We start from the raw sequence: 20,771 nt of genomic DNA on the forward strand, positions 1-20,771 counted from the left end.
CTCCGCCTTCGCCGCCGCCCAACCGGCGGCGAAGAACCAGAACGCCAGCAGGCTGAACCAGGCGTCCCGGCCCATCTCCAGCCCCGGCAGGTCGTACCGCAGTGCCAGGCCGACGGCGAGGAATCCCATCGCCAACCCCAAGGGTGCCCGGCGTTCCAGGCGGTCGATACCTGGAATCCACAACGCCGCCGCCAAGGCCAGCAGGGTCCACACCAACACCTCGATGAACCACAGACGGCCGGCGGTCATGCTGTCGGCTGGGCCGAGAATCTTCTGCAGCAGAAGGAGATTGGACGGCGCGTAGTCGTCGGAGAAACTCATCACCAGGGCCACCCAGAGCACCGACGGCACCGCGATCCATCCGACGGTTGTGATGATGCGTGCGATTCGCCGCCGGCGCGGATCGCGACCCAGACAGAACCGGGCGAAGTTGAAACCGGCCACCGCCAGCAGGACGTGCGCTCCGCCCCACAGTGTGAACAGTTCGGCATGGGACCCGACGATCAGCACGATGGCCACGGCGCGTAACGCGACCCCGGTGTCGAGGAACGCCCCGCGGGGCCGGCCCGGACGGCGGGCGGAGTTCTCCAGTTCCCCGACGGTGCGCGACGGCCACTGCGGGGGAAGGGAACCCAACACCCGTTCCAGACGCACCGACGTCCGCACAAAGGACAGCGACGTCCCGCCGAGATCCGCGAAGCTGCGGTCCGCGGTCACGGCGGCGGGATCGATCTGCAGCACCTCGGCGAACAGTTCGCGCACGCCGACCGGTTGGCGCTCGTCGGTCTGGCGGCCGATCTGGCGGTCGATCTGGCGAAGTCGCCCGTAATCCGGCTTGCCCGAGGGCAGCAGCGGAAGCTCCGAAAGGTGCACGGCGCGAACGGCATCGGTGGGGAGGCCGGCGGCGGCCGCGGTCCGGCGGCTCAGGTCCTGCGGACTCCCGGAGCGGCCCGCCGTGGCGACGAGCAACTGTCCCTCGGATTCGGCGCACATCACCGGCGACCCCGGGGCGGTCACGGCCGCCTCCACCCGGTGCAGGTCGATCCGCAGTCCGCAGATCTTCACGAACCTGCTCAACCGGCCCACGATCTGGTACATCCCGTCGCCGAGGTCGCGGGCGACGTCGCCGGTGTGCAACGCCTCCATCGTCTTTCCGCGGGAAAGATCGGCTTTCGACTCGGCGTACCCCATCATGACGTTGGGCCCCCGGTAGACCAGTTCGCCCACGCCCGGTTCGTTCCACCCCTCAAGCGGGGCAAGCTCGAAGGCCCCGCCGGGAATGGCCCGACCGATCGCCTCGGGGTGCTCGAGTACCCGGTCCGGCGGGAGATAGGCCATCCGGGCGGTGGCCTCGGTGGCGCCGTACATGACCACGAAGTCGAACCCCCGCCGTCGGCCGAGTCGGGCGTAGCGGCGCACCGTCTCAGGCTTCAACCGGCCACCCGCCTGGGTGACGTAGCGCAGGGTGGGCAGGTCCATGTCGGCGAACCGGGAGTGGTCCAGGAGTTCGAAGGTGTAGGGGACACCGGCGAAACTGGTTGCACCATAACGTCGGAACAACTCCCAGAAGCCGTCCTCGGTGACGGAGCGATCGGTCAGGATCACGCCGGCGCCCTGCCACAGGTGAGTGTGCACGACCGAGGCGCCGTAGCAGTACGACAGCGGCAGCGTCGTGATCGCACGGTCGGCTTCGGCGATGCCGAGATACTGTGCGATCGCGTCGGTGTTGGAGCGCAGGTTATCCGCGGAAAGCCGAACCGTCTTGGGGGAACCGGTGCTTCCGGAGGTGCTGGCCAGCAGGGTCAATTCGTCGTTCAACCGGTGCGTGGGGCGCGCGCTGCGGTGCTCGACGCGGCCGGTGCCGTCGACGATCACATCGGGTTCGTAGGCCGCGGTGATCGCCGTGAAGTCGCGGCCCCGCGGCACCGGCAGCACGACGTGGCCCCCGGCGAGCGCACCGAGGTAGGCCTCCAGCACCGGCAGGCTGTTCCGGGTTTCGATCAGAACAAGTTTCCGGCCCTCGCCCAGGCTCGCGGCAAAGCCGTCCATCCGGTCCGCGAGCGCACGGTAGGTCAGCGTCCCGGTCTCCGTCGCCACCGCGAGCCGATCCGAGAAGCCGGCGATCCGCTCCAGCAGATCACGCACGGCGATTCCCGAAGACCACCCCTTCGCCGATGACCTCGACCTGCACCTTGTCTTCGACCTGCGGGGCGGTGACGCTGATCTGGCGGGCCAGCACCGACTGCCGGCCGGCCCCCATGTCGATGGTCAGTACCACCTCGCCGCCGGTGAATTCCGCGGCGATGACGATGCCGGTCCCGTCGGCGTGGTCGAGGTCGGATACGGCCTCGGCCCGCAACTGTTCCGGGCGCAGCAACAACGTTCCCGGCCCGTCCCCGGCGGCGGGAGCGGGCACCCTCCCCAGCGCGCATTCGGCCCAGCCGTCCCGGGCCGCGCAGGGCAGAAAGACGCAGTCGCCGAGGAACTCGGCGGTGGCCGGGTCGCGCGGCCGCAGGTAAACCTCGCGCGGTGAGCCGATCTGGGTGAACCGCCCGCCGAGCATGACGGCCACCTGATCGGCGACCGACAGCGCCTCCTGCTGGTCATGGGTGACCAGCAGGGTGGTGACCGCGGCTTCGCGCAGCGTTGTCGCGACGGAGTTGCGGGTGGTCACCCGTAGCCGCGCGTCCAGCGAACTGAACGGCTCGTCGAGCAACATCAGCGAGGGCTTACGGGCCAACGCCCGGGCCAGGGCCACCCGCTGCTGCTGGCCACCGGACAGCTCGTCGGGCCGGCGATCGGCCATCGCCGCGTCGAGCGAGACGGTTTCCAGCAGTTGCCCCACCCGGTCCCGCACGGCACATACCCGCAGACTGCCCAGTCCGTAAGCGATGTTCTGGCCCACGGTTAGGTGCGGGAACAGGGCACCGTCCTGGGTGACGTAACCCACCCCCCGCTTGTTCGGTGCCAGCACGCGCCCGGGACCGGAGACGGTCGTCCCGTCGATCGCCACGGTCCCCGAGTCGGGTTCTTCGAATCCGGCGATGATCCGCAGCAAGGTCGTCTTACCGCAGCCCGACGGGCCCACCACTGCCGTGGTCCCACCGTTGCGGATATCGAGCTCGAGGTCGGAGATCACCCTCTTGTCATCGAAAGACTTTGCCAGCGAACGGATCTCGAGTGCGTGGGGGCTCATAGCGCGGTCACCGCCCGGGTGGCCTGCCGGAACAACAGCATGGTGACCGGCAGGGTGAGGATGACCATGACCGCGGCGTACGGCGCCGCACCCGCGTAGTCCAGTTCACTGGCCAGTGACCAGAACCGCATCGACAGGGTGCGGGTGCCGGTGGGCGCCAGCAGCAGGGTCGCGGTGAGCTCGGTCGCCACCGCCACGAACACCATCGCGGCCCCGGCGGCCGCCGCCGGCGCCGTCAGCCGAAGCGTCACCCGGGCGAACGTCGTCGCCGCGGTGGCGCCCAACGACCGGGAGGCGTCCTCCAGACTGGTCGGCACCTGGGCCAGGCCGGCCCGGACGCTGACCACGGCGCGCGGGATGAACATCAGCACGTAGGCGCAAATCAGCAGCGCCACAGTCTGATACAGCGGGGGAGCGACGCGGATGGCGACTGTCACCAGCGCCAGGGCCGTCACGATGCCGGGCAGGGAACTGGTGACGAAGTTGGCCCCCTCGATCAATCGGCCGGCGGGATGGTGGGTCCGCACCGCCACCCAGGCCACCGGATATGCCAGTGCCGTGGCGACCAGAGCACCGACCGCGGCAAGGCCCGCGGTCTGGGCCAGCGCGATACCCATGTCGCGGGCCGGCCACACGTCCGCTCCGCCGATCCAGAGCCATCGGGTTAGGGTTCCGATCGGAACGCCGATTGCCAACACCGACAGCGCGATCAGTGTCAGCAGGGCTGGTATGCGGAGCCGACGCAGCCGGATGGGGGTCACCGGGCGCGGCGCCCCGGATCCGATCCTGGCGAACCGGTTTCGGCCACGCGCACCCACTTCGGCGAGAAGTATCAGCAGACACAGCCCGACGAGGACGCCGGCCAGCATGGCACCCGCTGCCCCGTCGAAGGTCGACTGGAACTGCTCGACGATCGCGGTGGTGAAGGTGCTGAAGCGCAGCATGGCGAAAGCTCCGTATTCGGCCAGCAGATGGACGCCGATCAGCACCGAGCCGCCGAGAACGGCCAGCCTCAGCTGCGGCAGCACGACACGTCCGAACACCGCGGCCGGCGTGGACCCCAGGCTTCGTGCCGACTCCTCCAGTGCAGGGTCGAGCCGGCGTAGTGCCGCCGTGGCGGGAAGGTAGACGAACGGGAAGTACGACAGCGCGGTGACCAGTACCGCGCCGGTGAACCCGTGCAGCGACGGCACCAGCCCGACCCAGGCGTAGGAGTTGACGAATGCCGGAACGGCCAACGGCGCGACCAGAAGTGGGCGCCACAGCGCGCGTCCCGGCACGTCGGTGCGCTCGATGAGCCAGGCGGCCCCCACGCCGATCGCAACGCAGGCCGGCACCGTGACCGCCACCAGGCCGACGGTGTTCAGCAGGAGCTCACTCACCCGGGGACGGATCAGCAGGGCCACGGCTCGATCGGGCCCGATACTGACGAACGACCACGCCACGTAGCCGAGTGGGATGAGCGACAGGGCGGCCAGCAGGCCCGCGGTGCCGAGGGCCGCCCGGCCGGCCGGGCGTCGGCGATGTCTGGTGAGAGCGGCGACGGTCAGAGCAACCCCGCCTTGGTCATCAAGTCGGTCACCGCGGCGGCGTCGAGATCCGTGGGGTTCACCGCGGGTGCCTGCAGTTGGTCCAGCGGCACCAACGCACTGTTGGCGGGCACTCCGCTGCCGACCGGATATTCGAAGGAGGTGCCGTTTCGCAGGATGTCCTGCCCGCTCTTTCCGGTGACGAATCGGATGAAGCGTTGCGCCTGTTCGGCTTTCCTGCTCGATTTGAGGACGCCGCCGCCCGAGACGCTGACGAACGCGCCGGGGTCTTGGTTCTTGAAATAGTGCAGGGCGGTGTTTCCGCTGAGCTCCCTGGTCTTGGATTGATCGCGGTACCAGTAGTAGTGATAGATCACCCCGCCTGCCACCTCGCCGGCGTTGACCGCGCGCAGCGTGGCGATGTTGTCGGTGTAGATGACCGCGTTGGCCTTCATGCCCTCCAGCCACTGCTCGGTCGCGGGCTTGCCGCGCAGTTCCAGCAGGGCGGCCACGATGGCCTGGAAGTCCGCTTTGGCCGGTGGTGCACCCCACCGTCCCCGCCACGCCGGGTCCTGTAGATCCAGCAGTGACTTCGGTAACTGGTCGGCGCCTAGCCTGGCCGGGTTGTAGACGAAGACGGTGCTGCGGGCGGCCACCCCAACCCAGGCGTTGCTGGCCGGCCGGTACTGGGCCGGTACCTGGGCGACGGTCTCGGCGTCGACGGCGGCGAGTAGTCCGGCCCGTTCCACGGCGGCGATCGCCGGCGAGTTCTCCGTCAGGAACACATCGGCCGGTGACTGGCCGCCCTCGGCGATGATCTGGTTGCCCAGTTCGGTGTCGCCGCCCTGACGGTGGGTGACCTTGATCCCCGTCTCCCGGGTGAAGGCCTCGATCCACTCCTTGGTCAGCGACTCGTGCTGGGCGTTGTAGATCAGCAGTTCGTCCTGCGGGGCCCGCGAGCACGACACGGCGGAGCCGACCAGGCTCAGGGCCATCAAGACCGACAGTGCGTAGCGCAGCCGACGTCGCATGACAGCGGGCCTCCAGACAGTGTTAGTAAGGTATGCCTAACCATACAATGAATCGGACGAGGCCCATAACGACGGACCGGCCGCGGCGGCGCGAAGGAGAAGCACGCCACCGCGGCCGGTGATGAAACTGCGACCGCCGACCTAGGCCGGCGGCAGCAGCACCGAGTCGATCAGGTACACCGTCGCGTTGGTGGTCTGGATTCCGCCGCACACCACATTTGCGTTGTTGACCATCAGGTGGTCGCCGCTGCCGCTGACCGTCAGGGTGGCGCCGTTGACCGTCTTGTGCGTGCCGACCACCTGGTCGGGCCCGGCCTGGCCGGCCACGACGTGGTAGGTCAGGATCGACGACAGCAGATTGGCGTCGGTCTTGAGCTTGTCGAGGGTGGCCGCGTCGATCTTGGCGAACGCGTCGTTGGTGGGCGCGAACACGGTGAACTGCCCGCCGTTGAGCGTGCTGACCAGGTTCACCTGCGGGTTCAGCCCGCCGGACAGCGCCGCGGCCAGAGTGGTCAGCACCGGGCTGTTGGCGGCGGCCGTCGCGACCGGCACCTTGGCCAGTTCGCCGACCGATCCGGGGCCCACCGGGACCTGCTGGGCGTAGCCGGCGCAGCCCGGGCCGACCAGGTGCACGTCGGCCGATGCGGCGGGGGAGGTGACGAGCGCGAAGCCCATCGCGGCGGCTGCCAGTCCGACGGTTCTATTGCGGTTTCTCATTTTTCGTCCTTTCGATTTCGCTGCAGTGCTGTGACCGGCACAGGGGGTGTGACCGGTGCAGTGGAGTGACCGGCCTCAGGGCTTCGGGGTAGCGGCCGGGGAGCCCGTCGTACCCGACGCCGGTGCCGCGGGCGGCATCAGCACGGTGTCGATCAGGTACAGGGTGGCGTTGGCCGTTTTGATGCCGCCGCACACGACGCCGGCGTCGTTGACAGTCAGTCCGTCGCCGGAGCCGGTCACCTTCAGCGACTCGCCCTGCACCGTCTTGTGCTCGCCCACGACGGCCGACGGGTCAGCCCCGGGACCGGAGACGACGTGGTAGGTCAGCACATCGGTCAGGAGCTTGGAGTCGGTCTTCAGCTTGTCGATGGTCGCCGAGTCGACCTTGGCGAATGCCTCGTCGGTCGGGGCGAACACGGTGAACTGACCGTTGTTGAGGGTGTCGACGAGGTTGACGTTCGGGTTGAGCTTGCCCGACAGGGCGCTGGCCAGGGTGGTGAGCACCGGGCTGTTGGAGGCCGCGGTGGCGACCGGGTCCTTGGCCAGGCCTGCCACCGATCCGGGTCCGGTGGGCACCTTCTCGGCGTAGCCCGCGCAACCCGCGCCGACCAGCCCTGCCGGTGCCGCCTCGGCCGATTTCGACATGGTGGTCGGCATGGCCGAAGAGACCGAACTCTTCACCGACGAGGCCGTCGACTCCGCCTTCTCCTCGGTCGCTGTCGAGCAGGACGACAAGGCCACCGCGGTGGCCGCGGCCAGACTCGCAGCTACCAGAGTTGAACGTTGAGAGCGCATGATCCTCCAGTTCCTCCGTGATTGGGGCCGACCGGTTGGCGGCCACAAATGCACTTCGGCACGGCGGGGACGACGGATGGGTAGATGTGACGACGGTCACAGAACCGATACGTCGGGGAGTCGGCCGCCCGGACTACGGGGTGGGCGTCGCCGTCGTCTCCGCGGTGTCCGGCGAGCTGGTCGTCGGGGAAGTGGACGCCGCGGTGACCGGCGGCGTCAGGACGGTGTCGATGAGGTAGACGATGGCGTTGGCGGTCCTGATTCCGCCGCACACCACGGCCGCACCGTTGACCCGAAGGCCTTCCCCCGACCCGCTCACGGCCAGCGACTGGCCCTGCACCGTCTGGTGTTCACCGGCGATGTCCTCCGGAGCGGTCTGCCCCTGGACGAAGTGGTAGTTCAGCACGCCGGTCAGTAGTTTCGGGTCCCCCCTGAACTCCTCGACGGTCTCCGCACCGACCTTGCCGAACGCCTCGTCGGTGGGCGCGAAGACGGTGAACTGGCCGGTGTTGGCGGCGTCGAACAGGTTGACCTCGGGGTTGAGGTTGCCCATCAGCGCACCGGCGAACGTGGTCAGCTGGGAACTGTTGCCCAACGCCACCGCGACGGGGTCGCGGCCCATCCCGTCGAGAGCCCCGGGACCGCCGGGCACCTTCCTGACGTAGTCGGCGCACCCCGCTCCCACCAGGCCGGGCGGCACCGGCACCTCCGTCGTCTTCGTGGGCGTTTCGGTCGTCTTCGGGGCCGGCGGCGCACTCGCCGAGGAGGCCGCCCGGCGCGGCGCGGGAGCAGGCTCCGACGCCACGATGTCCGAGGAGCACCCGGCCAGTACCAGGGCCGCGGCGAGGCAGGCGGCGGTGCCGTGCGTGCGGTGGGCCGTCATCATCTCTCCTCGATCCGGGGGCGAACGGGCACACACGGCACAATAGATCGGTGAGCCCAGCCAACCGCCTTCGCGTGCTGATCCTCGGCAGCACCGGGTCCATCGGAACGCAGGCCCTGGAGGTCATCGCGGCGAATCCCGACCGCTTCGAGGTGGTCGGACTGGCCGCCGGCGGCGGCAACCCGGATCTGCTGGCCCGTCAACGGGCGCAGACCGGGGTCGGCCGAATCGCGGTGGCCGACCCCGCCGCCGCCGACCGGGTGGGTGACGTCACCTACGCCGGACCGGACGCGGCCACCCGACTGGTCCAGGACACCGAGGCGGACGTCGTCCTCAACGCCCTGGTCGGAGCACTGGGGCTGAAGCCGACCCTGGCCGCCCTGGCCTCCGGCGCGCGACTGGCGCTGGCCAACAAGGAATCACTGGTCGCCGGCGGGCCTTTGGTGCTCAAGGCCGCAAGTCCCGGCCAGATCGTGCCGGTGGACTCCGAGCACTCCGCGCTGGCCCAGTGCCTGCGCTCCGGCACCGCCGACGAGGTGGCGAAACTCGTCCTGACCGCCTCCGGGGGGCCGTTCCGAGGCTGGTCGGCCGCGCGACTGGAGTCGGTCACCCCCGAACAGGCCGGAGCGCACCCGACCTGGAACATGGGCCCGATGAACACGCTCAACTCGGCGTCGCTGGTCAACAAGGGCCTGGAACTCATCGAGACCCACCTGCTGTTCGGAATTCCCTACGAGCGCATCGACGTGGTGGTGCACCCGCAGTCGATCGTGCACTCCATGGTGACCTTCGTCGACGGGTCGACCATCGCCCAGGCCAGCCCGCCCGACATGAGGTTGCCCATCGCGCTGGCCCTGGGCTGGCCGAGGCGGGTCGCCGGATCGGCCGCCGCCTGCGACTTCAGCACCGCATCCACCTGGGATTTCGAGCCGGTGGACTCCGAAGTCTTCCCCGCGGTGGACCTGGCCCGGCAGGCCGGTGCGGCCGGCGGATGCATGACCGCGGTCTACAACGCAGCCAACGAGGAAGCGGCGGGGGCCTTCCTGGCCGGGCGGATCAGGTTCCCGGCCATCGTGAGAACGATCACCGACGTGCTGGCCGCTGCGGACCGGTGGTCCGCCGAACCGGCTACCGTGGATGATGTACTCGACGCCCAGCGCTGGGCCCGGCAACGTGCACGCGAAGCCGTCGACGTCGCCGCACAGGAGGTCGCTTCACACCGATGATGTTCGCAATCGGCATCGCGCTGTTCGCACTGGCAATTCTGGTGTCGGTGGCACTGCACGAGTGCGGCCACATGTGGGTGGCCCGCGCCACCGGGATGAAAGTCCGCCGCTACTTCGTCGGCTTCGGGCCGACGCTGTGGTCGACGCGCCGTCCCAACAGACTCGGTTCCACCGAGTACGGCGTGAAAGCCGTTCCGCTGGGCGGGTTCTGCGACATCGCCGGGATGACGGCCGCGGAGGACCTGCCTCCCGAGGACGAGCCGTACGCGATGTACAAGCAGAAGACCTGGAAGCGGGTCGCGGTGCTGTTCGCCGGTCCGGCGATGAACTTCGTCATCGGCCTGGTCCTGATCTACGCCATCGCCGTGATCTGGGGACTGCCCAACCTGCACCCGCCGACCACCGCCGTCGTCGGCGAGACCACCTGCGTCAAAGCCGAGCTGACGCGCGGCGAACTCGGCGACTGCACCGGCTCCGGACCCGCCGCCGCGGCCGGGATCAAACCCGGCGACGTGGTGGTCAAGGTGGGTACGACCGAGGTGAAGACCTTCGAGGAGATGGTCGCGGCGGTGCAGAGGGCCGACGGGCCGACACCGTTCGTCCTGGAGCGCACGGTGGACGGCACGACGTCGACCGTCGACACCGTCGTCGACGTCACCACCACCAAGCGCTGGGTGGCTCCGGCCGCCGGCGGCGAAGCCACCGGGCCCTCCGACGTCGGCGCCATCGGCATCACCGCCGCGCAGTTCGGCCCGACCCACTACAACGTGCTCTCCGCGGCCCCGGCCACCTTCGCCTTCACCGGCGACCTGGCCGTCGAGATCGGCAAATCACTGGCGAAGATCCCCTCCAAGGTGGGCGCGCTGGTGCACGCCATCGGCGGCGGCGAACGGGACCCGGAGACCCCGATCAGCGTCGTCGGCGCCAGCATCATCGGCGGCGACACCGTCGACCACGGCCTGTGGGTGGCGTTCTGGTTCTTCCTGGCACAGCTCAACTTCGTGCTCGGCGCCGTCAACCTGGTGCCGCTGCTGCCGTTCGACGGCGGCCACATCGCCGTCGCGCTGTTCGAGAAGCTGCGCAACCTGGTCCGCGCCGCGCGGGGAATGCTGCCGGCCCCGCCCGTCGACTACGGGAAGCTGATGCCGGCCACCTACGTGATCCTCGTCCTGGTGATGGGCTACATGGCGTTGACCGTCACCGCCGACCTGGTGAACCCGATCCGCTTGTTCCAGTAGGAGATTCACATGACCGCCATCGGCCTGGGCCTCCCGGCTGCACCGCCCCCGGTTCTCGCTCCGCGGCGAAGGACCCGCCAGATCATGGTGGGTGACGTCGGGGTCGGCAGCGACTTCCCGATCCCGGTGCAGTCGATGTGCACCACCAAGACCCACGACGTCAACGCCACCCTGCAGCAGATCGCCGAACTGACCGCGTCCGGGTGCGACATCGTGCGGGTGGCCTGCCCGCGCCAGGAGGACGCCGACGCACTCGCCGAGATCGCCCGGCACAGCAACATCCCGGTGATCGCCGACATCCACTTCCAGCCCAAGTACATCTTCGCCGCGATCGACGCCGGTTGCGCGGCGGTGCGGGTCAACCCGGGCAACATCAAGGAGTTCGACGGCCGGGTCGGCGAGGTCGCCAAAGCCGCGGGCGCGGCCGGGATCCCGATCCGGATCGGGGTCAACGCCGGTTCGCTGGACAAGCGGTTCCTGGAGAAGTACGGCAAGGCCACCCCGGAGGCGCTGGTCGAGTCCGCGCTGTGGGAGGCCTCGCTGTTCGAGGAGCACGGGTTCGGCGACATCAAGATCAGCGTCAAGCACAACGACCCGGTGGTGATGGTCGCGGCCTACCGGCTGCTGGCCGGAAAGTGCGACTACCCGCTGCATCTCGGCGTCACCGAGGCCGGGCCGGCGTTCCAGGGCACCGTCAAGTCCGCGGTCGCCTTCGGCGCACTGCTCTCCGAGGGCATCGGCGACACCATCCGGGTGTCGCTGTCCGCGCCGCCGGTCGAGGAGGTCAAGGTCGGCAACCAGATCCTGGAGTCGCTGAACCTGCGGCCCCGCGGACTGGAGATCGTGTCGTGCCCGTCGTGCGGGCGGGCGCAGGTCGACGTCTACACGCTGGCCAACGAGGTGACCGCCGGCCTGGAGGGTCTCGACGTTCCGCTGCGGGTGGCGGTCATGGGATGTGTGGTCAACGGACCCGGCGAGGCCCGCGAGGCCGATCTGGGGGTCGCCTCGGGCAACGGCAAGGGCCAGATCTTCGTCAAGGGCGAGGTGATCAAGACCGTGCCCGAGGCCAAGATCGTCGAGACGCTCATCGAAGAGGCGTTGCGTCTGGCCGCCGACATGAAAGACGACATGGAGGACGGCACGGCTGCGGGCGGTCCGCCGGTGGTCACCGTAAGCTGACGGCGTCCCCACCCGTTCAGAAAGGCCGCCATGTCGGCTCCGTCACTGTTCCGCTCGGTCGACGGCGGGCGGGTGTCGGTGGTGCGGGACACCGAGGCGGTGACCCGGGTGCTCACCGAAGATCCGGTCAGCTGCTGCATGGTCGCCGCCCGGGTCGCCGATCACGGCGTGGGGTCCGCAGCGATCGGAGGAGAGCTGTGGACCCGGCGCCGGGTGGAGGACTCGCTGTGTTACGCCGGGGTCAACCTCATCCCGCTGCGTGGCGGCCGCGCCGATGTCCGGGCGTTCGCCGAGCGCGCGCTGAGCACCCCGCGGCGGTGCTCCTCGGTGGTGGGCCCCGCCGAACTTGTCCTGCCGATGTGGGAGTGCCTGCAACAGGGCTGGGGCCCGGCCCGCGACGTGCGCGACCGCCAGCCGCTGATGGCGCTGAGGTCGCAGCCCCGATGTGTGGCCGATCCGGGCGTGCGTCGGGTGCGGATCGAGGAGCTGGACGCCTATCTGGTGGCTGCGGTGGACATGTTCATCGGCGAGGTCGGCATCGACCCCCGGGCCGGTGACGGGGGACGCGGATATCGCCGCCGGGTGGCCAGACTGATCACGGCCGGGCGGGCGTTCGCGCGTTTCGAGCACGGCCGGGTGGTGTTCAAGGCCGAGATCGGCTCGCAGTCCCCGGCGGTCGGTCAGATCCAGGGGGTCTGGGTGCATCCGGAGTGGCGGGGCCGCGGCCTGGGCACCGCCGGCACCGCCGCGGTGGCCGCGGCGGTGGTGCAGGGCGGCCGGATCGCCAGCCTCTACGTGAACAGCTACAACACCGTCGCCCGGGCGGCCTACACCCGAGTGGGTTTCAGCGAGGTCGGCGTCTTCGCCACCGTCCTGCTCGACTGAGTGCGGCGGACCGGGCGCCGGCGGCCGACGCGACGGTGCGCCTCCCGGCAATCGCGGTCACAGACTCATAACATCTGTCTCAATGACAACTTTGGCAACAAGAGTCACAGCGATCGCAGCGGCCCTGGCGCTGGCGTCGGGAGCGCTGTCGGCTTGCACGCCGAAAACCGAGGGGCCCGCGCCGGCCGCCAAGCAGTTCCTCGCCGATCTCGGCCGGGGTGACACCGGCGCCGCCGCCGCGCTCAGCGACCGCCCGTCGGAGGCGCACGCCGCACTCAACGAGGCCTGGTCCCGGCTGCAGGCGGACCGGCTGGACGCCACCGTCCTGGGTTCGCGCTACACCGAGGACACCGGCCGCGTGAACTACCGCTTCACCTGGCGGCTGCCCAAGAACCGGACCTGGACCTACGACGGCGTGCTCAACATGATTCGGGACGAGGGCACCTGGCGGGTGCGCTGGTCGGCCAGCGCCCTGCACCCCCGCCTCGGCGACCACCAGACCGTCGAACTGCGCGCCGATCCGCCCAAGCGCGCCTCGGTCAACGAGTTGGGCGGCACCGAGGTCCTCGTGCCGGGCAGCCTGTTCCGCTACCAACTGGACGCCTCGCGGGCCGCGGGCGACCTGATGGGCACCGCCCGGGTGGTCGCCGATGTGCTGCGGCAGTTCGACAACACGCTGAATCCCCAGCGGCTGGCCGAACAGGCCAGTTCGACCAAGGGCCCCCTGGACCTCATCACGTTGCGGCCCTCCGACCACGACAAGGTGGCCCGCGTGCTCGACGCACTGCCGGGGGTCGTGGTGACCCCCCAGGCCGACATGTTGCCCACCGACCGCGGTTTCGCGCCCGCCGTGGTCGGCGAGGTCAAGAAGGCCGTCCTGGACGAACTGGACGGCGAGGCCGGCTGGCGGGTGGTCAGCGTCAACCAGAACAGCGCCGACGTCGACGTGTTGACCGAGGTTCCCCCCAAGCCGGCGCCGTCGGTGTCGGTGACCCTGGACCGGCTGGTGCAGAACGCCGCCCAGCACGCGGTGGACAACCAGTGGCGCAAGGCCATGCTCGTCGTGCTCAAGGCCTCGACCGGCGAGATCCTCGCGGTGGCCCAGAACGGCGCCGCCGACGCCGACGGGCCGGCCGCCACGACCGGCCTCTACCCGCCCGGCTCGACGTTCAAGATCGTCACCGCCGGGGCGGCCATGCAGGCCAGGCTGGCCACGCCGGAGACCATGCTGGCCTGCCCCGGCGAGATCGAGATCGGGCACCGTGTGATCCCCAACTACGACAGGTTCGACCTCGGTGTGGTGCCGATGGTCCAGGCCTTCGCCAACTCCTGCAACACCACTTTCGCCGAGCTCTCCAGCCGGATGAACCCGACCGCCCTGACCGACGCGGCATCCCAGTTCGGCATCGGGCCGGACTACACCATCGAGGGGCTGACCACCGTCACCGGGTCGGTCCCGCCGACGGTGGATCTGACCGAACGGACCGAGGACGGGTTCGGTCAGGGCAGGGTCCTGGTCACTCCGTTCGGGATGGCGCTGGCCGCGGCCACCGTCGCATCCGGCCGCACCCCCACCCCGGTGCTCATCGCGGGCCGTCAGACCGCCCTGGCCGGCCCGAACCCACCGGTCGACCCAGTCGTCCTGGACGGGCTGCGGTCGATGATGCGGCAGGTGGTGACCAACGGCACAGCCAAGGCGATCGACGGTGTCGGCGAGGTGTACGGCAAGACCGGGGAGGCCGAGTTCCAGGGTGGCTCGCACGCCTGGTTCACCGGCTACCGCGGGGACCTGGCGTTCGCCGGGCTCATCGTCGGGGGCGGCAACTCGACCTACGCCGTGCGCATGGTGCGGCAGATGTTCGAGGAACTGCCGCCGGATCACCTGGCCCAGGGCGGCTAGCCGGCGACTATCTCGCCGTCGCGCACCATCACCGGGCGGGCTTCCAGCGGCTTGGTCGCCGGGCCGCGGGCGACTGAGCCGTCGAGTTCGAATTTGCTTCCGTGGCAGGGACATTCGATCCCGCCGTCCTTGACGGCCAAGGCGCACCCGGCGTGGGTGCAGCGGGCGACGAAACCCTTGAAGACGCCGGCGGTGGGCTGGGTGATCAGGGTGCCGTCGACGATCTTGGCCGCACCGACGCCCACGTCCGCGGCCGGGCTGAGCACCTGATCGGCGGCCGGCGGGGGCGACTCCTGAGCCCTCCCGGCCTGTCCGCACCCGGTCAGCGGGGCGGCCAACGGGCCGAGCGCGGCCCCGATCAACACCGAACGGCGCGGTAAGGCGGACATGTCGGGAGCCTACCGAGCCGCGACACCGGCGGTGTGCGAGACGGGGCATCAACGGTAAATTGGAGAGGCCATGACTGAGATCGAGAACAGGTACGACACCGCAGCGGTGGTCCGCTACGACAGCCCGCCCGCGGTGCGGGTCTCCGATGCCGACCGCAACGGCACGCTGCGCCGGTTGCACAACGCCGTCGCCCTGGGGCTGATCGACATCGTGGAGTTCGAGGAACGCTCCGGGCAGGTCTCGCTGGCCCGCCAGCCCGCGGACCTGGAGTCGCTGGTAGACGACCTGCCGCGGGCCGGCGCGATCGCGTCGTCGTCGGCCGACCGGCTGGAGTTGCGCGGCTGGATGGGTTCGCTGCGCCGGCACGGCGAGTGGACCGTGCCCACCCGGCTGTCGCTGGTGCGGCGGGTCGGATCGGTGGACCTGGACCTCACCACCGCGCGGTTCGCCGGGCCGGTCGTCGTGATCGAGCTGGACATGGTGCGCGGGTCGCTGGATCTGCGACTGCCCGAAGGCGCCAGCGTCTCCATCGACGACGTCACCGTCTACGGCGGCAGTGCCCGCGACCGTCGCAAGAACCCGCCGGCCGAAGGCAGGCCGCACGTGGTGATCACCGGACGGATGGTGCTCGGTTCGGTCACCGTCCGCGGACCCCGGCGGCAGGTGCCTTCGTTGCCGGTACTGCGGCGCCGGTGAGGACGACGCGTGCGCAGCGCGCTTAGCGCCGGGGTGGTCTCGCCGACCCTGCCGGTGCCCCGGTCCATCGAACGGCCGGAATACGTCGGCCGCGCCGACGCCGCCGAGGGCAGCGAACCATGGGTGCAAAGCCCCGAGGTCATCGAGAAGATGCGCATCGCCGGCAGGATCGCGGCGCGGGCACTGGCCGAGGCCGGGAAGGCCGTCGCGCCGGGGGTGACCACCGATGAACTGGACAGGATCGCCCACGAGTACATGGTCGACCACGGCGCATACCCGTCGACGTTGGGATACAAGGGCTATCCGAAGTCCTGCTGCACCTCGCTCAACGAGATCATCTGCCACGGCATCCCGGACTCGACGGTGATCGCCGACGGCGACATCGTCAACATCGACGTCACCGCCTACATCCACGGTGTCCACGGCGACACCAACGCCACCTTCCTGGCCGGTGACGTCAGCGAGCAGCACCGCCTGCTCGTCGAGCGCACCGAGGAGGCCACCGCCCGCGCGATCAAGGCGGTCAGGCCCGGCCGGGCGCTGTCGGCGGTGGGCAGGGTCATCGAGTCCTATGCGAATCGGTTCGGCTACAACGTCGTTCGCGACTTCACCGGCCACGGCATCGGGACCACCTTCCACAACGGACTGGTGGTGCTGCACTACGACCAGCCCAGTGTCGACATCGTCCTCGAACCGGGCATGACCTTCACCATCGAGCCGATGATCAATCTGGGAACGCTGGATTACGAGATCTGGCCGGACGGCTGGACGGTTGCCACCAAGGACCGCAAGTGGACGGCGCAGTTCGAGCACACCATCGTGGTGACCGACGACGGCGCCGAAATCCTGACCCTGCCGTGAGCCGAGTTGGCGCCGGGGGGGCGCTGCTCGTCGCGGGCACCACCTCCGATGCCGGCAAGTCGATGGTCGTGGCCGGACTGTGCCGGGTGTTGTTCCGCAAGGGGATTCGCGTCGCGCCGTTCAAGGCGCAGAACATGAGCAACAACTCGGTGGTCGCCGTCGACGGGGACGGGGCCGCGGAGGGGGCCTGCGGCGAGATCGGCCGTGCCCAGGCCATGCAGGCCCGCGCCGCCGGGCTGGCGCCCAGTGTGCGGTTCAACCCGATACTGCTCAAGCCCGGCGGCGACCGGACCTCGCAGCTGTTGGTGCGGGGCCGGCCGGTCGGTGTGGTGGGGGCTCGTGACTACATCACCCACCGCGACCGGCTGGCGGGCGTGGTCGCCGACGAACTCGCCTCGCTGCGCTCCGAGTTCGATGTCGTGTTGTGCGAAGGCGCCGGTTCGCCCGCCGAAATCAACCTGCGCGCAACGGATTTGGCCAATATGGGGCTGGCCCGGATGGCCGGCCTCCCGGTTATCGTGGTCGGCGACATCGACCGCGGAGGTGTGCTGGCCCACCTGTTCGGCACCGTGGCGGTGCTCGCACCGGAGGATCAGGCGCTCGTCGCCGGATTCATCGTCAACAAGTTCCGCGGCGACCCGTCGCTGCTGGCCCCCGGACTGGATCAGCTTGCCGCGCTGACCGGACGGCCCACCTACGGTGTGCTGCCGCACAGCGCGGACCTGTGGCTCGACGCCGAGGACTCGTTGTCGGTGGTGCCCGGCGCGGTGGTCGGCAGGCCGGCCCCGCCACACGGCGAGGACTGGCTGCGTGTCGCCGCGGTGCGGATGCCGCGGATCTCGAACTCCACCGACGTCGAGGCGCTGGCCTGCGAGCCCGGCGTCGCGGTTCGGTGGATCACCGAACCGGGCCAGGTCGCCGACGCCGACGTCGTCGTGCTGCCCGGCAGCAAGGCCACCGTCGCCGATCTGGAGTGGCTGCGTGAATGCGGACTGGCCGACGCGGTGCTGACCCACGTCCGCGGCGGCGGGGTGCTGCTCGGCATCTGCGGCGGACTGCAGATGCTGTGCCGGCGGATCGAGGACGGCGTGGAAAGCGGCCGGGGGAGCGTCGACGGTCTGGGTCTGCTCGACGCCGACATCGTCTTCGCGGCGGATAAGACGGTCCGGCACTGGGAGGGCCCACTGGGCGGCTACGAGATCCACCACGGTCAGATGGTGAGGTGCGCCGAGCAGACCTGGTTCGACGCCGACGGGACCGCCCAGGGCTACGTCCGCGACGGGGTGTTCGGCACCCACTGGCACGGACTCCTGGACAACGACGGGTTCCGCCGGGACTGGCTGACCAGGGCCGCTGAACTGGCGGGTGTGACCGGGTTCCGGGTGGCTGCCGGTGTCAGTGTCGCGGGCCGCCGCGACGCGCAACTCGATCTGATGGCCGACCTGCTGACCGCGCACCTGGACCTCGACGCCGTGCTGGGGCTTCTCGACCGGCCGCCTGTGGCCGCGCCGGTGATCACCAGCAGTGTCGGTGGCCTACCCTGACTGCCATGGTGGGTCGCAGAGCCGCGGTGGTGCTGGCCGCGACCGCGCTGTGGGCCGGTGGCTGCTCCGCAACGGTCGCCGGCACCGCGACCTGGCCGGGAGCGGTGCTGCAGCGCGCCCTGTTGGACGAGTCGGACTTCCCGGCCGGGGTGGAGTACGGCCGCGTCACCGACCAACCCGGCGGGTCCGGCGGGGACGAGGGGCCCGGCTCGATGTTGTCCCGGCCGCAAGGCTGCGCCAATGCGCTGACCAATGTCATCAAGCAGTCCGGCGAACGGGGCCCGGGAAGCGCGGCCAAGTACGTGGTGTCCTACGACGGCGCCCGCATCGTCATGACACTGCTGTCGTGGAATCTGGATCTGGAGGCCATCAAAGCCGCAGCCGAACGCTGCGCGCGATTCGAGGCTTTCTTCGACCCCGCCTCCGAGGGCATCCCGATGACCACGACCGAGCTGCCGGGTCTGGACGGCGGAGGATTGGCCTATCAGCAGACGATGATTCTAGGAGACTCCCGGAGCAGTGTCTCCATGGCGTTCCAGAACGTCGGCGCACGGGCGGTGTTCGGGGTCGCCTTCCCGGCGATGATTCCGGGGATCAGTGCGAAAGCGTCACTGCCGCAAACGTTCTTGAACGCCTTCGACAAGCAGGTTCGGAAGCTGCAGGCTTCCTGAGTTCTGTCTGAGAGCGCGCCGGAAACACCTGCTGGGTGCGTCTCCGGCGAAGTAGCGTGTGCAGATGCCCGCGACGATGATGACCGTCAACGGTATCGGTGTGCCGGTCTGCGTCACCGGGCCGGACCGGGGGGCCAACGTCGTTCTGCTGGGAGCGGCGCAACATCCGGTCGGTGCCTACGAGCCGCTGTGTTCGCGACTGCACGTCGCCGCCGCCCGCACCGTCGTCATCGCCGGCGATCCGCGTCTCGACGCCAAAGACGTGATCGACGTCCTGGACAGACTGGACGTGCCCTCGGGGGTGCTGGTGGGTGACCGGTCCGGCGCGGAACTGGCCTGGCAGGTGGCCGCGGCCAGTCCCGAAAGATTCACCGGCCTGGTCGTCATCGACCGCGGGCATCCCCGGGTGCCGGATCCCCGCGGTGTCGTGCTCGATGCCGAATGCCCGCCCGTGCAGATCAACACCACCGCACTGGTCAACACCCCGGCCGCCCGGGCGATGGCCAAAGCCAGCCAGCACTTCGTCTACAGCGACTTCCGGCTGGTGAAGTTCGGGACGCCGCGCAACGCCGAGCATGCCACCGCGCAGTTGGCGGCCGAGATCGTGCTGCGCAGCAGCAACTGGTGATCCGCAGGACCCGACTCACTGTCGTCTGGCTCGTGCCTCGTAGATTTCGGAGTAGTCGGGCACATCCCGGAAGCGGAACCACGCCGCGATGAAGGTGGCCATCGCCACCAGTACCGCGATCTCCACCCAGAAGAAGACGAGGGCATCGATCCACGCACCGATCGGGGGAGCGCCGGGGAGATTGACCCGCAGAGGTATGAGCGCGAACAGCAGCGCCGCCAACCAGCTGGCGAATCCCGGCTCGATGGGTCTGCGTGCGGTGATCGCCGACCATGCGACGAGGATCGCAAGGTTGGCGACGACGACCAACAGGATCAGAACGATCGCCACGAAGACGAGCAACCCGCCGGACCGTTCGAGCATCAGCTTGGTTTTGAGGGTGGGTCCGTCGACCGTCAGATTCCAGTGTTCGGTCCAGCCCTCCATGCCTGCGTCGGGTCCGAACATGAGCCCGATCGGCACCGGCTTCCCGTCGCCGTCGACCCTCTTTTCGATCCTGATCAAGGGTGCGGCGACCAGTCCCTGGCCGTTGTCGGTGTACTCGTAGGAGTATCGGTACCGGTCGAGTGGATAGTCCAGTGGATCTCCCTCGAGCGGGTAGACCAGGAAGTAGTCCTTGCCGACCGTGGTCCCGGCCGCGATGTCCCTGACCACGGGTCCGTCGACCACGTTCTTGGTGATCATCCGAAGCGGGACGGCGAAGGCGTCCTTGGCGTCGTCGAAGTAGGACCCCTTGGGAACCAGTTCGATCCGCAGTTCCAATTCGTTCATCGCGGGGTCGAACGAGAAGGACTCGAGGTTGATGTTGACGCCGTCGGCGACCGGGTCGGGCCGTTCGTAGATGCGCGACTTACCGCTGGAGGCGTAGAGGAAGGCCGAAAGGCCCGCGCACAGGGTCAGGACCGCCGTCACCACGAGGGCGCGGCGAAGTGTCGCACCGATTCTCAGCACGCTGACCCCCTGGTCGCGGACCGATTCAGGCTATCGATGAAGCAGAAGGGGAACGGCCAACACGATCGCAACACACTGTATGGCGACGTATCTGGCGTAGCTCCCGATGCCGTCGGCGTGAAAGGTCTTCTTCCACATACCCGAGTGGAGCAGCAAATGGGTGAGAAGCAGTCCGTGCATGGACATGGAGGTGAGGGCGGCGTTGCGCACCGTGCTGATGCCGAGGAAAGCGAAAACAAAGGACAGGGTCACGATCCCGTAGCAGATGCCGATCAAACCGGCGTAGATGAACTCGAGAGGCAGGAGGTTCCGGGGGTCTGAACGGCTCCCGTCGCTTCGCTTCACGAAGTCGATCAGCCTGATTTTCTGTGTGAAGTCCGCGAAAAAGACGAAAAGATGAACGATGAAATTGACCGCGATGAGGATGGCATACAGGGTTTGCGACATTTTC

General features: G+C 69.2%; 21 protein-coding genes. 11 read left to right on the plus strand and 10 right to left on the minus strand.

The genetic code is table 11. From position 1 onward, the window contains the following. The 6 genes from ADBZ5U_RS03445 to ADBZ5U_RS03470 form a co-directional block, all read right to left on the minus strand. Positions 1–2,145, minus strand: a 2,145-nt coding sequence (locus ADBZ5U_RS03445) for a non-ribosomal peptide synthetase (protein ID WP_526262392.1), incomplete at its 3' end; no start/stop codon positions are given. Beyond that, positions 2,138–3,196, minus strand: coding sequence for an ABC transporter ATP-binding protein (locus tag ADBZ5U_RS03450; RefSeq protein ID WP_526262394.1), 1,059 nt, complete (start codon positions 3,194–3,196; stop codon positions 2,138–2,140). The genes ADBZ5U_RS03450 and ADBZ5U_RS03445, both read right to left, overlap by 8 nt. Then, complete coding sequence (locus ADBZ5U_RS03455) at positions 3,193–4,746, minus strand: ABC transporter permease (RefSeq protein ID WP_526262442.1); 1,554 nt, start codon at positions 4,744–4,746, stop codon at positions 3,193–3,195. Before ADBZ5U_RS03455 ends, ADBZ5U_RS03450 begins: the two co-directional genes overlap by 4 nt. Further along, the gene (locus ADBZ5U_RS03460; protein ID WP_526262396.1) at positions 4,743–5,756 is read right to left on the minus strand and encodes an iron ABC transporter substrate-binding protein; all 1,014 of its coding nucleotides are present in this window, start codon (positions 5,754–5,756) and stop codon (positions 4,743–4,745) included. The genes ADBZ5U_RS03455 and ADBZ5U_RS03460 overlap by 4 nt, the downstream gene beginning before the upstream one ends. A gap of 141 nt (positions 5,757–5,897) precedes the next feature. After that, positions 5,898–6,473: a fasciclin domain-containing protein gene (locus tag ADBZ5U_RS03465; RefSeq protein ID WP_526262398.1), complete on the minus strand. Its 576-nt coding sequence runs from the start codon at positions 6,471–6,473 to the stop codon at positions 5,898–5,900. Between the two features lie 75 nt (positions 6,474–6,548). Further along, on the minus strand, positions 6,549–7,130 hold the full coding sequence (locus ADBZ5U_RS03470; protein ID WP_526262400.1) for a fasciclin domain-containing protein: 582 nt from the start codon (positions 7,128–7,130) through the stop codon (positions 6,549–6,551). Here ADBZ5U_RS03470 and ADBZ5U_RS03475 point away from each other — a divergent pair. After that, on the plus strand, positions 7,129–7,260 hold the full coding sequence (locus ADBZ5U_RS03475; protein ID WP_526262402.1) for a hypothetical protein: 132 nt from the start codon (positions 7,129–7,131) through the stop codon (positions 7,258–7,260). The genes ADBZ5U_RS03470 and ADBZ5U_RS03475 overlap by 2 nt on opposite strands. 141 nt (positions 7,261–7,401) lie before the next feature. Here the strand turns inward: ADBZ5U_RS03475 and ADBZ5U_RS03480 are convergent, their stop codons facing one another. Beyond that, complete coding sequence (locus ADBZ5U_RS03480; RefSeq protein ID WP_526262404.1) at positions 7,402–8,151, minus strand: fasciclin domain-containing protein; 750 nt, start codon at positions 8,149–8,151, stop codon at positions 7,402–7,404. Between the two features lie 50 nt (positions 8,152–8,201). On the opposite strand from ADBZ5U_RS03480, the gene dxr reads away from it, so the two are divergent. From dxr to ADBZ5U_RS03505, 5 genes are all read left to right on the plus strand, one after another. Then, a complete protein-coding gene (gene dxr / locus ADBZ5U_RS03485; RefSeq protein ID WP_526262406.1) occupies positions 8,202–9,377 on the plus strand; it encodes a 1-deoxy-D-xylulose-5-phosphate reductoisomerase in 1,176 nt (391 codons plus the stop codon). Further along, entirely contained in the window at positions 9,374–10,615 is a 1,242-nt protein-coding gene (locus ADBZ5U_RS03490; RefSeq protein WP_526262408.1) for a M50 family metallopeptidase, read from the plus strand. The genes dxr and ADBZ5U_RS03490 overlap by 4 nt, the downstream gene beginning before the upstream one ends. A 9-nt stretch (positions 10,616–10,624) precedes the next feature. After that, complete coding sequence (ispG, locus tag ADBZ5U_RS03495) at positions 10,625–11,794, plus strand: flavodoxin-dependent (E)-4-hydroxy-3-methylbut-2-enyl-diphosphate synthase (protein ID WP_526262410.1); 1,170 nt, start codon at positions 10,625–10,627, stop codon at positions 11,792–11,794. 30 nt (positions 11,795–11,824) lie between these two features. Next, entirely contained in the window at positions 11,825–12,679 is an 855-nt protein-coding gene (locus tag ADBZ5U_RS03500) for a GNAT family N-acetyltransferase (protein WP_526262412.1), read from the plus strand. An 82-nt stretch (positions 12,680–12,761) separates the two neighbouring features. Continuing rightward, a complete protein-coding gene (locus ADBZ5U_RS03505; RefSeq protein WP_526262414.1) occupies positions 12,762–14,579 on the plus strand; it encodes a penicillin-binding transpeptidase domain-containing protein in 1,818 nt (605 codons plus the stop codon). On the opposite strand, the gene ADBZ5U_RS03510 is transcribed toward ADBZ5U_RS03505, so the two are convergent. After that, the gene (locus ADBZ5U_RS03510) at positions 14,576–14,968 is read right to left on the minus strand and encodes a QcrA and Rieske domain-containing protein (RefSeq protein ID WP_526262416.1); all 393 of its coding nucleotides are present in this window, start codon (positions 14,966–14,968) and stop codon (positions 14,576–14,578) included. The two genes, ADBZ5U_RS03505 and ADBZ5U_RS03510, sit on opposite strands and share 4 nt — an antisense overlap. 70 nt (positions 14,969–15,038) lie before the next feature. On the opposite strand from ADBZ5U_RS03510, the gene ADBZ5U_RS03515 reads away from it, so the two are divergent. The 5 genes from ADBZ5U_RS03515 (at position 15,039) to ADBZ5U_RS03535 (ending at position 19,369) form a co-directional block, all read left to right on the plus strand. After that, the gene (locus ADBZ5U_RS03515) at positions 15,039–15,665 is read left to right on the plus strand and encodes a DUF1707 domain-containing protein (RefSeq protein ID WP_526262418.1); all 627 of its coding nucleotides are present in this window, start codon (positions 15,039–15,041) and stop codon (positions 15,663–15,665) included. Positions 15,666–15,674: 9 nt separating this feature from the next. Next, positions 15,675–16,526 carry a type I methionyl aminopeptidase gene (gene map, locus ADBZ5U_RS03520; protein WP_526262420.1) on the plus strand — a complete coding sequence of 284 codons (852 nt, stop codon included), beginning with the start codon at positions 15,675–15,677 and terminating at the stop codon, positions 16,524–16,526. After that, on the plus strand, positions 16,523–18,070 hold the full coding sequence (locus ADBZ5U_RS03525; protein WP_526262422.1) for a cobyric acid synthase: 1,548 nt from the start codon (positions 16,523–16,525) through the stop codon (positions 18,068–18,070). The genes map and ADBZ5U_RS03525 overlap by 4 nt, the downstream gene beginning before the upstream one ends. A 5-nt stretch (positions 18,071–18,075) precedes the next feature. Then, positions 18,076–18,741 (plus strand): hypothetical protein, encoded by a 666-nt coding sequence (locus tag ADBZ5U_RS03530; RefSeq protein WP_526262424.1) that lies wholly within the window; start codon positions 18,076–18,078, stop codon positions 18,739–18,741. Between the two features lie 64 nt (positions 18,742–18,805). Continuing rightward, positions 18,806–19,369, plus strand: a complete 564-nt coding sequence (locus ADBZ5U_RS03535) for an alpha/beta fold hydrolase (protein ID WP_526262426.1) — start codon at positions 18,806–18,808, stop codon at positions 19,367–19,369. A 15-nt stretch (positions 19,370–19,384) separates the two neighbouring features. Here the strand turns inward: ADBZ5U_RS03535 and ADBZ5U_RS03540 are convergent, their stop codons facing one another. Both ADBZ5U_RS03540 and ADBZ5U_RS03545 read right to left on the minus strand, forming a co-directional pair. Then, entirely contained in the window at positions 19,385–20,320 is a 936-nt protein-coding gene (locus tag ADBZ5U_RS03540) for a DUF8686 domain-containing protein (protein WP_526262428.1), read from the minus strand. Between the two features lie 30 nt (positions 20,321–20,350). After that, positions 20,351–20,767 carry a hypothetical protein gene (locus ADBZ5U_RS03545; protein WP_526262430.1) on the minus strand — a complete coding sequence of 139 codons (417 nt, stop codon included), beginning with the start codon at positions 20,765–20,767 and terminating at the stop codon, positions 20,351–20,353. Positions 20,768–20,771: the final 4 nt, after the last annotated feature.

The sequence above is a fragment of the Mycobacterium sp. genome, from assembly GCF_040398885.1.
Lineage (GTDB): Bacteria > Actinomycetota > Actinomycetes > Mycobacteriales > Mycobacteriaceae > Mycobacterium.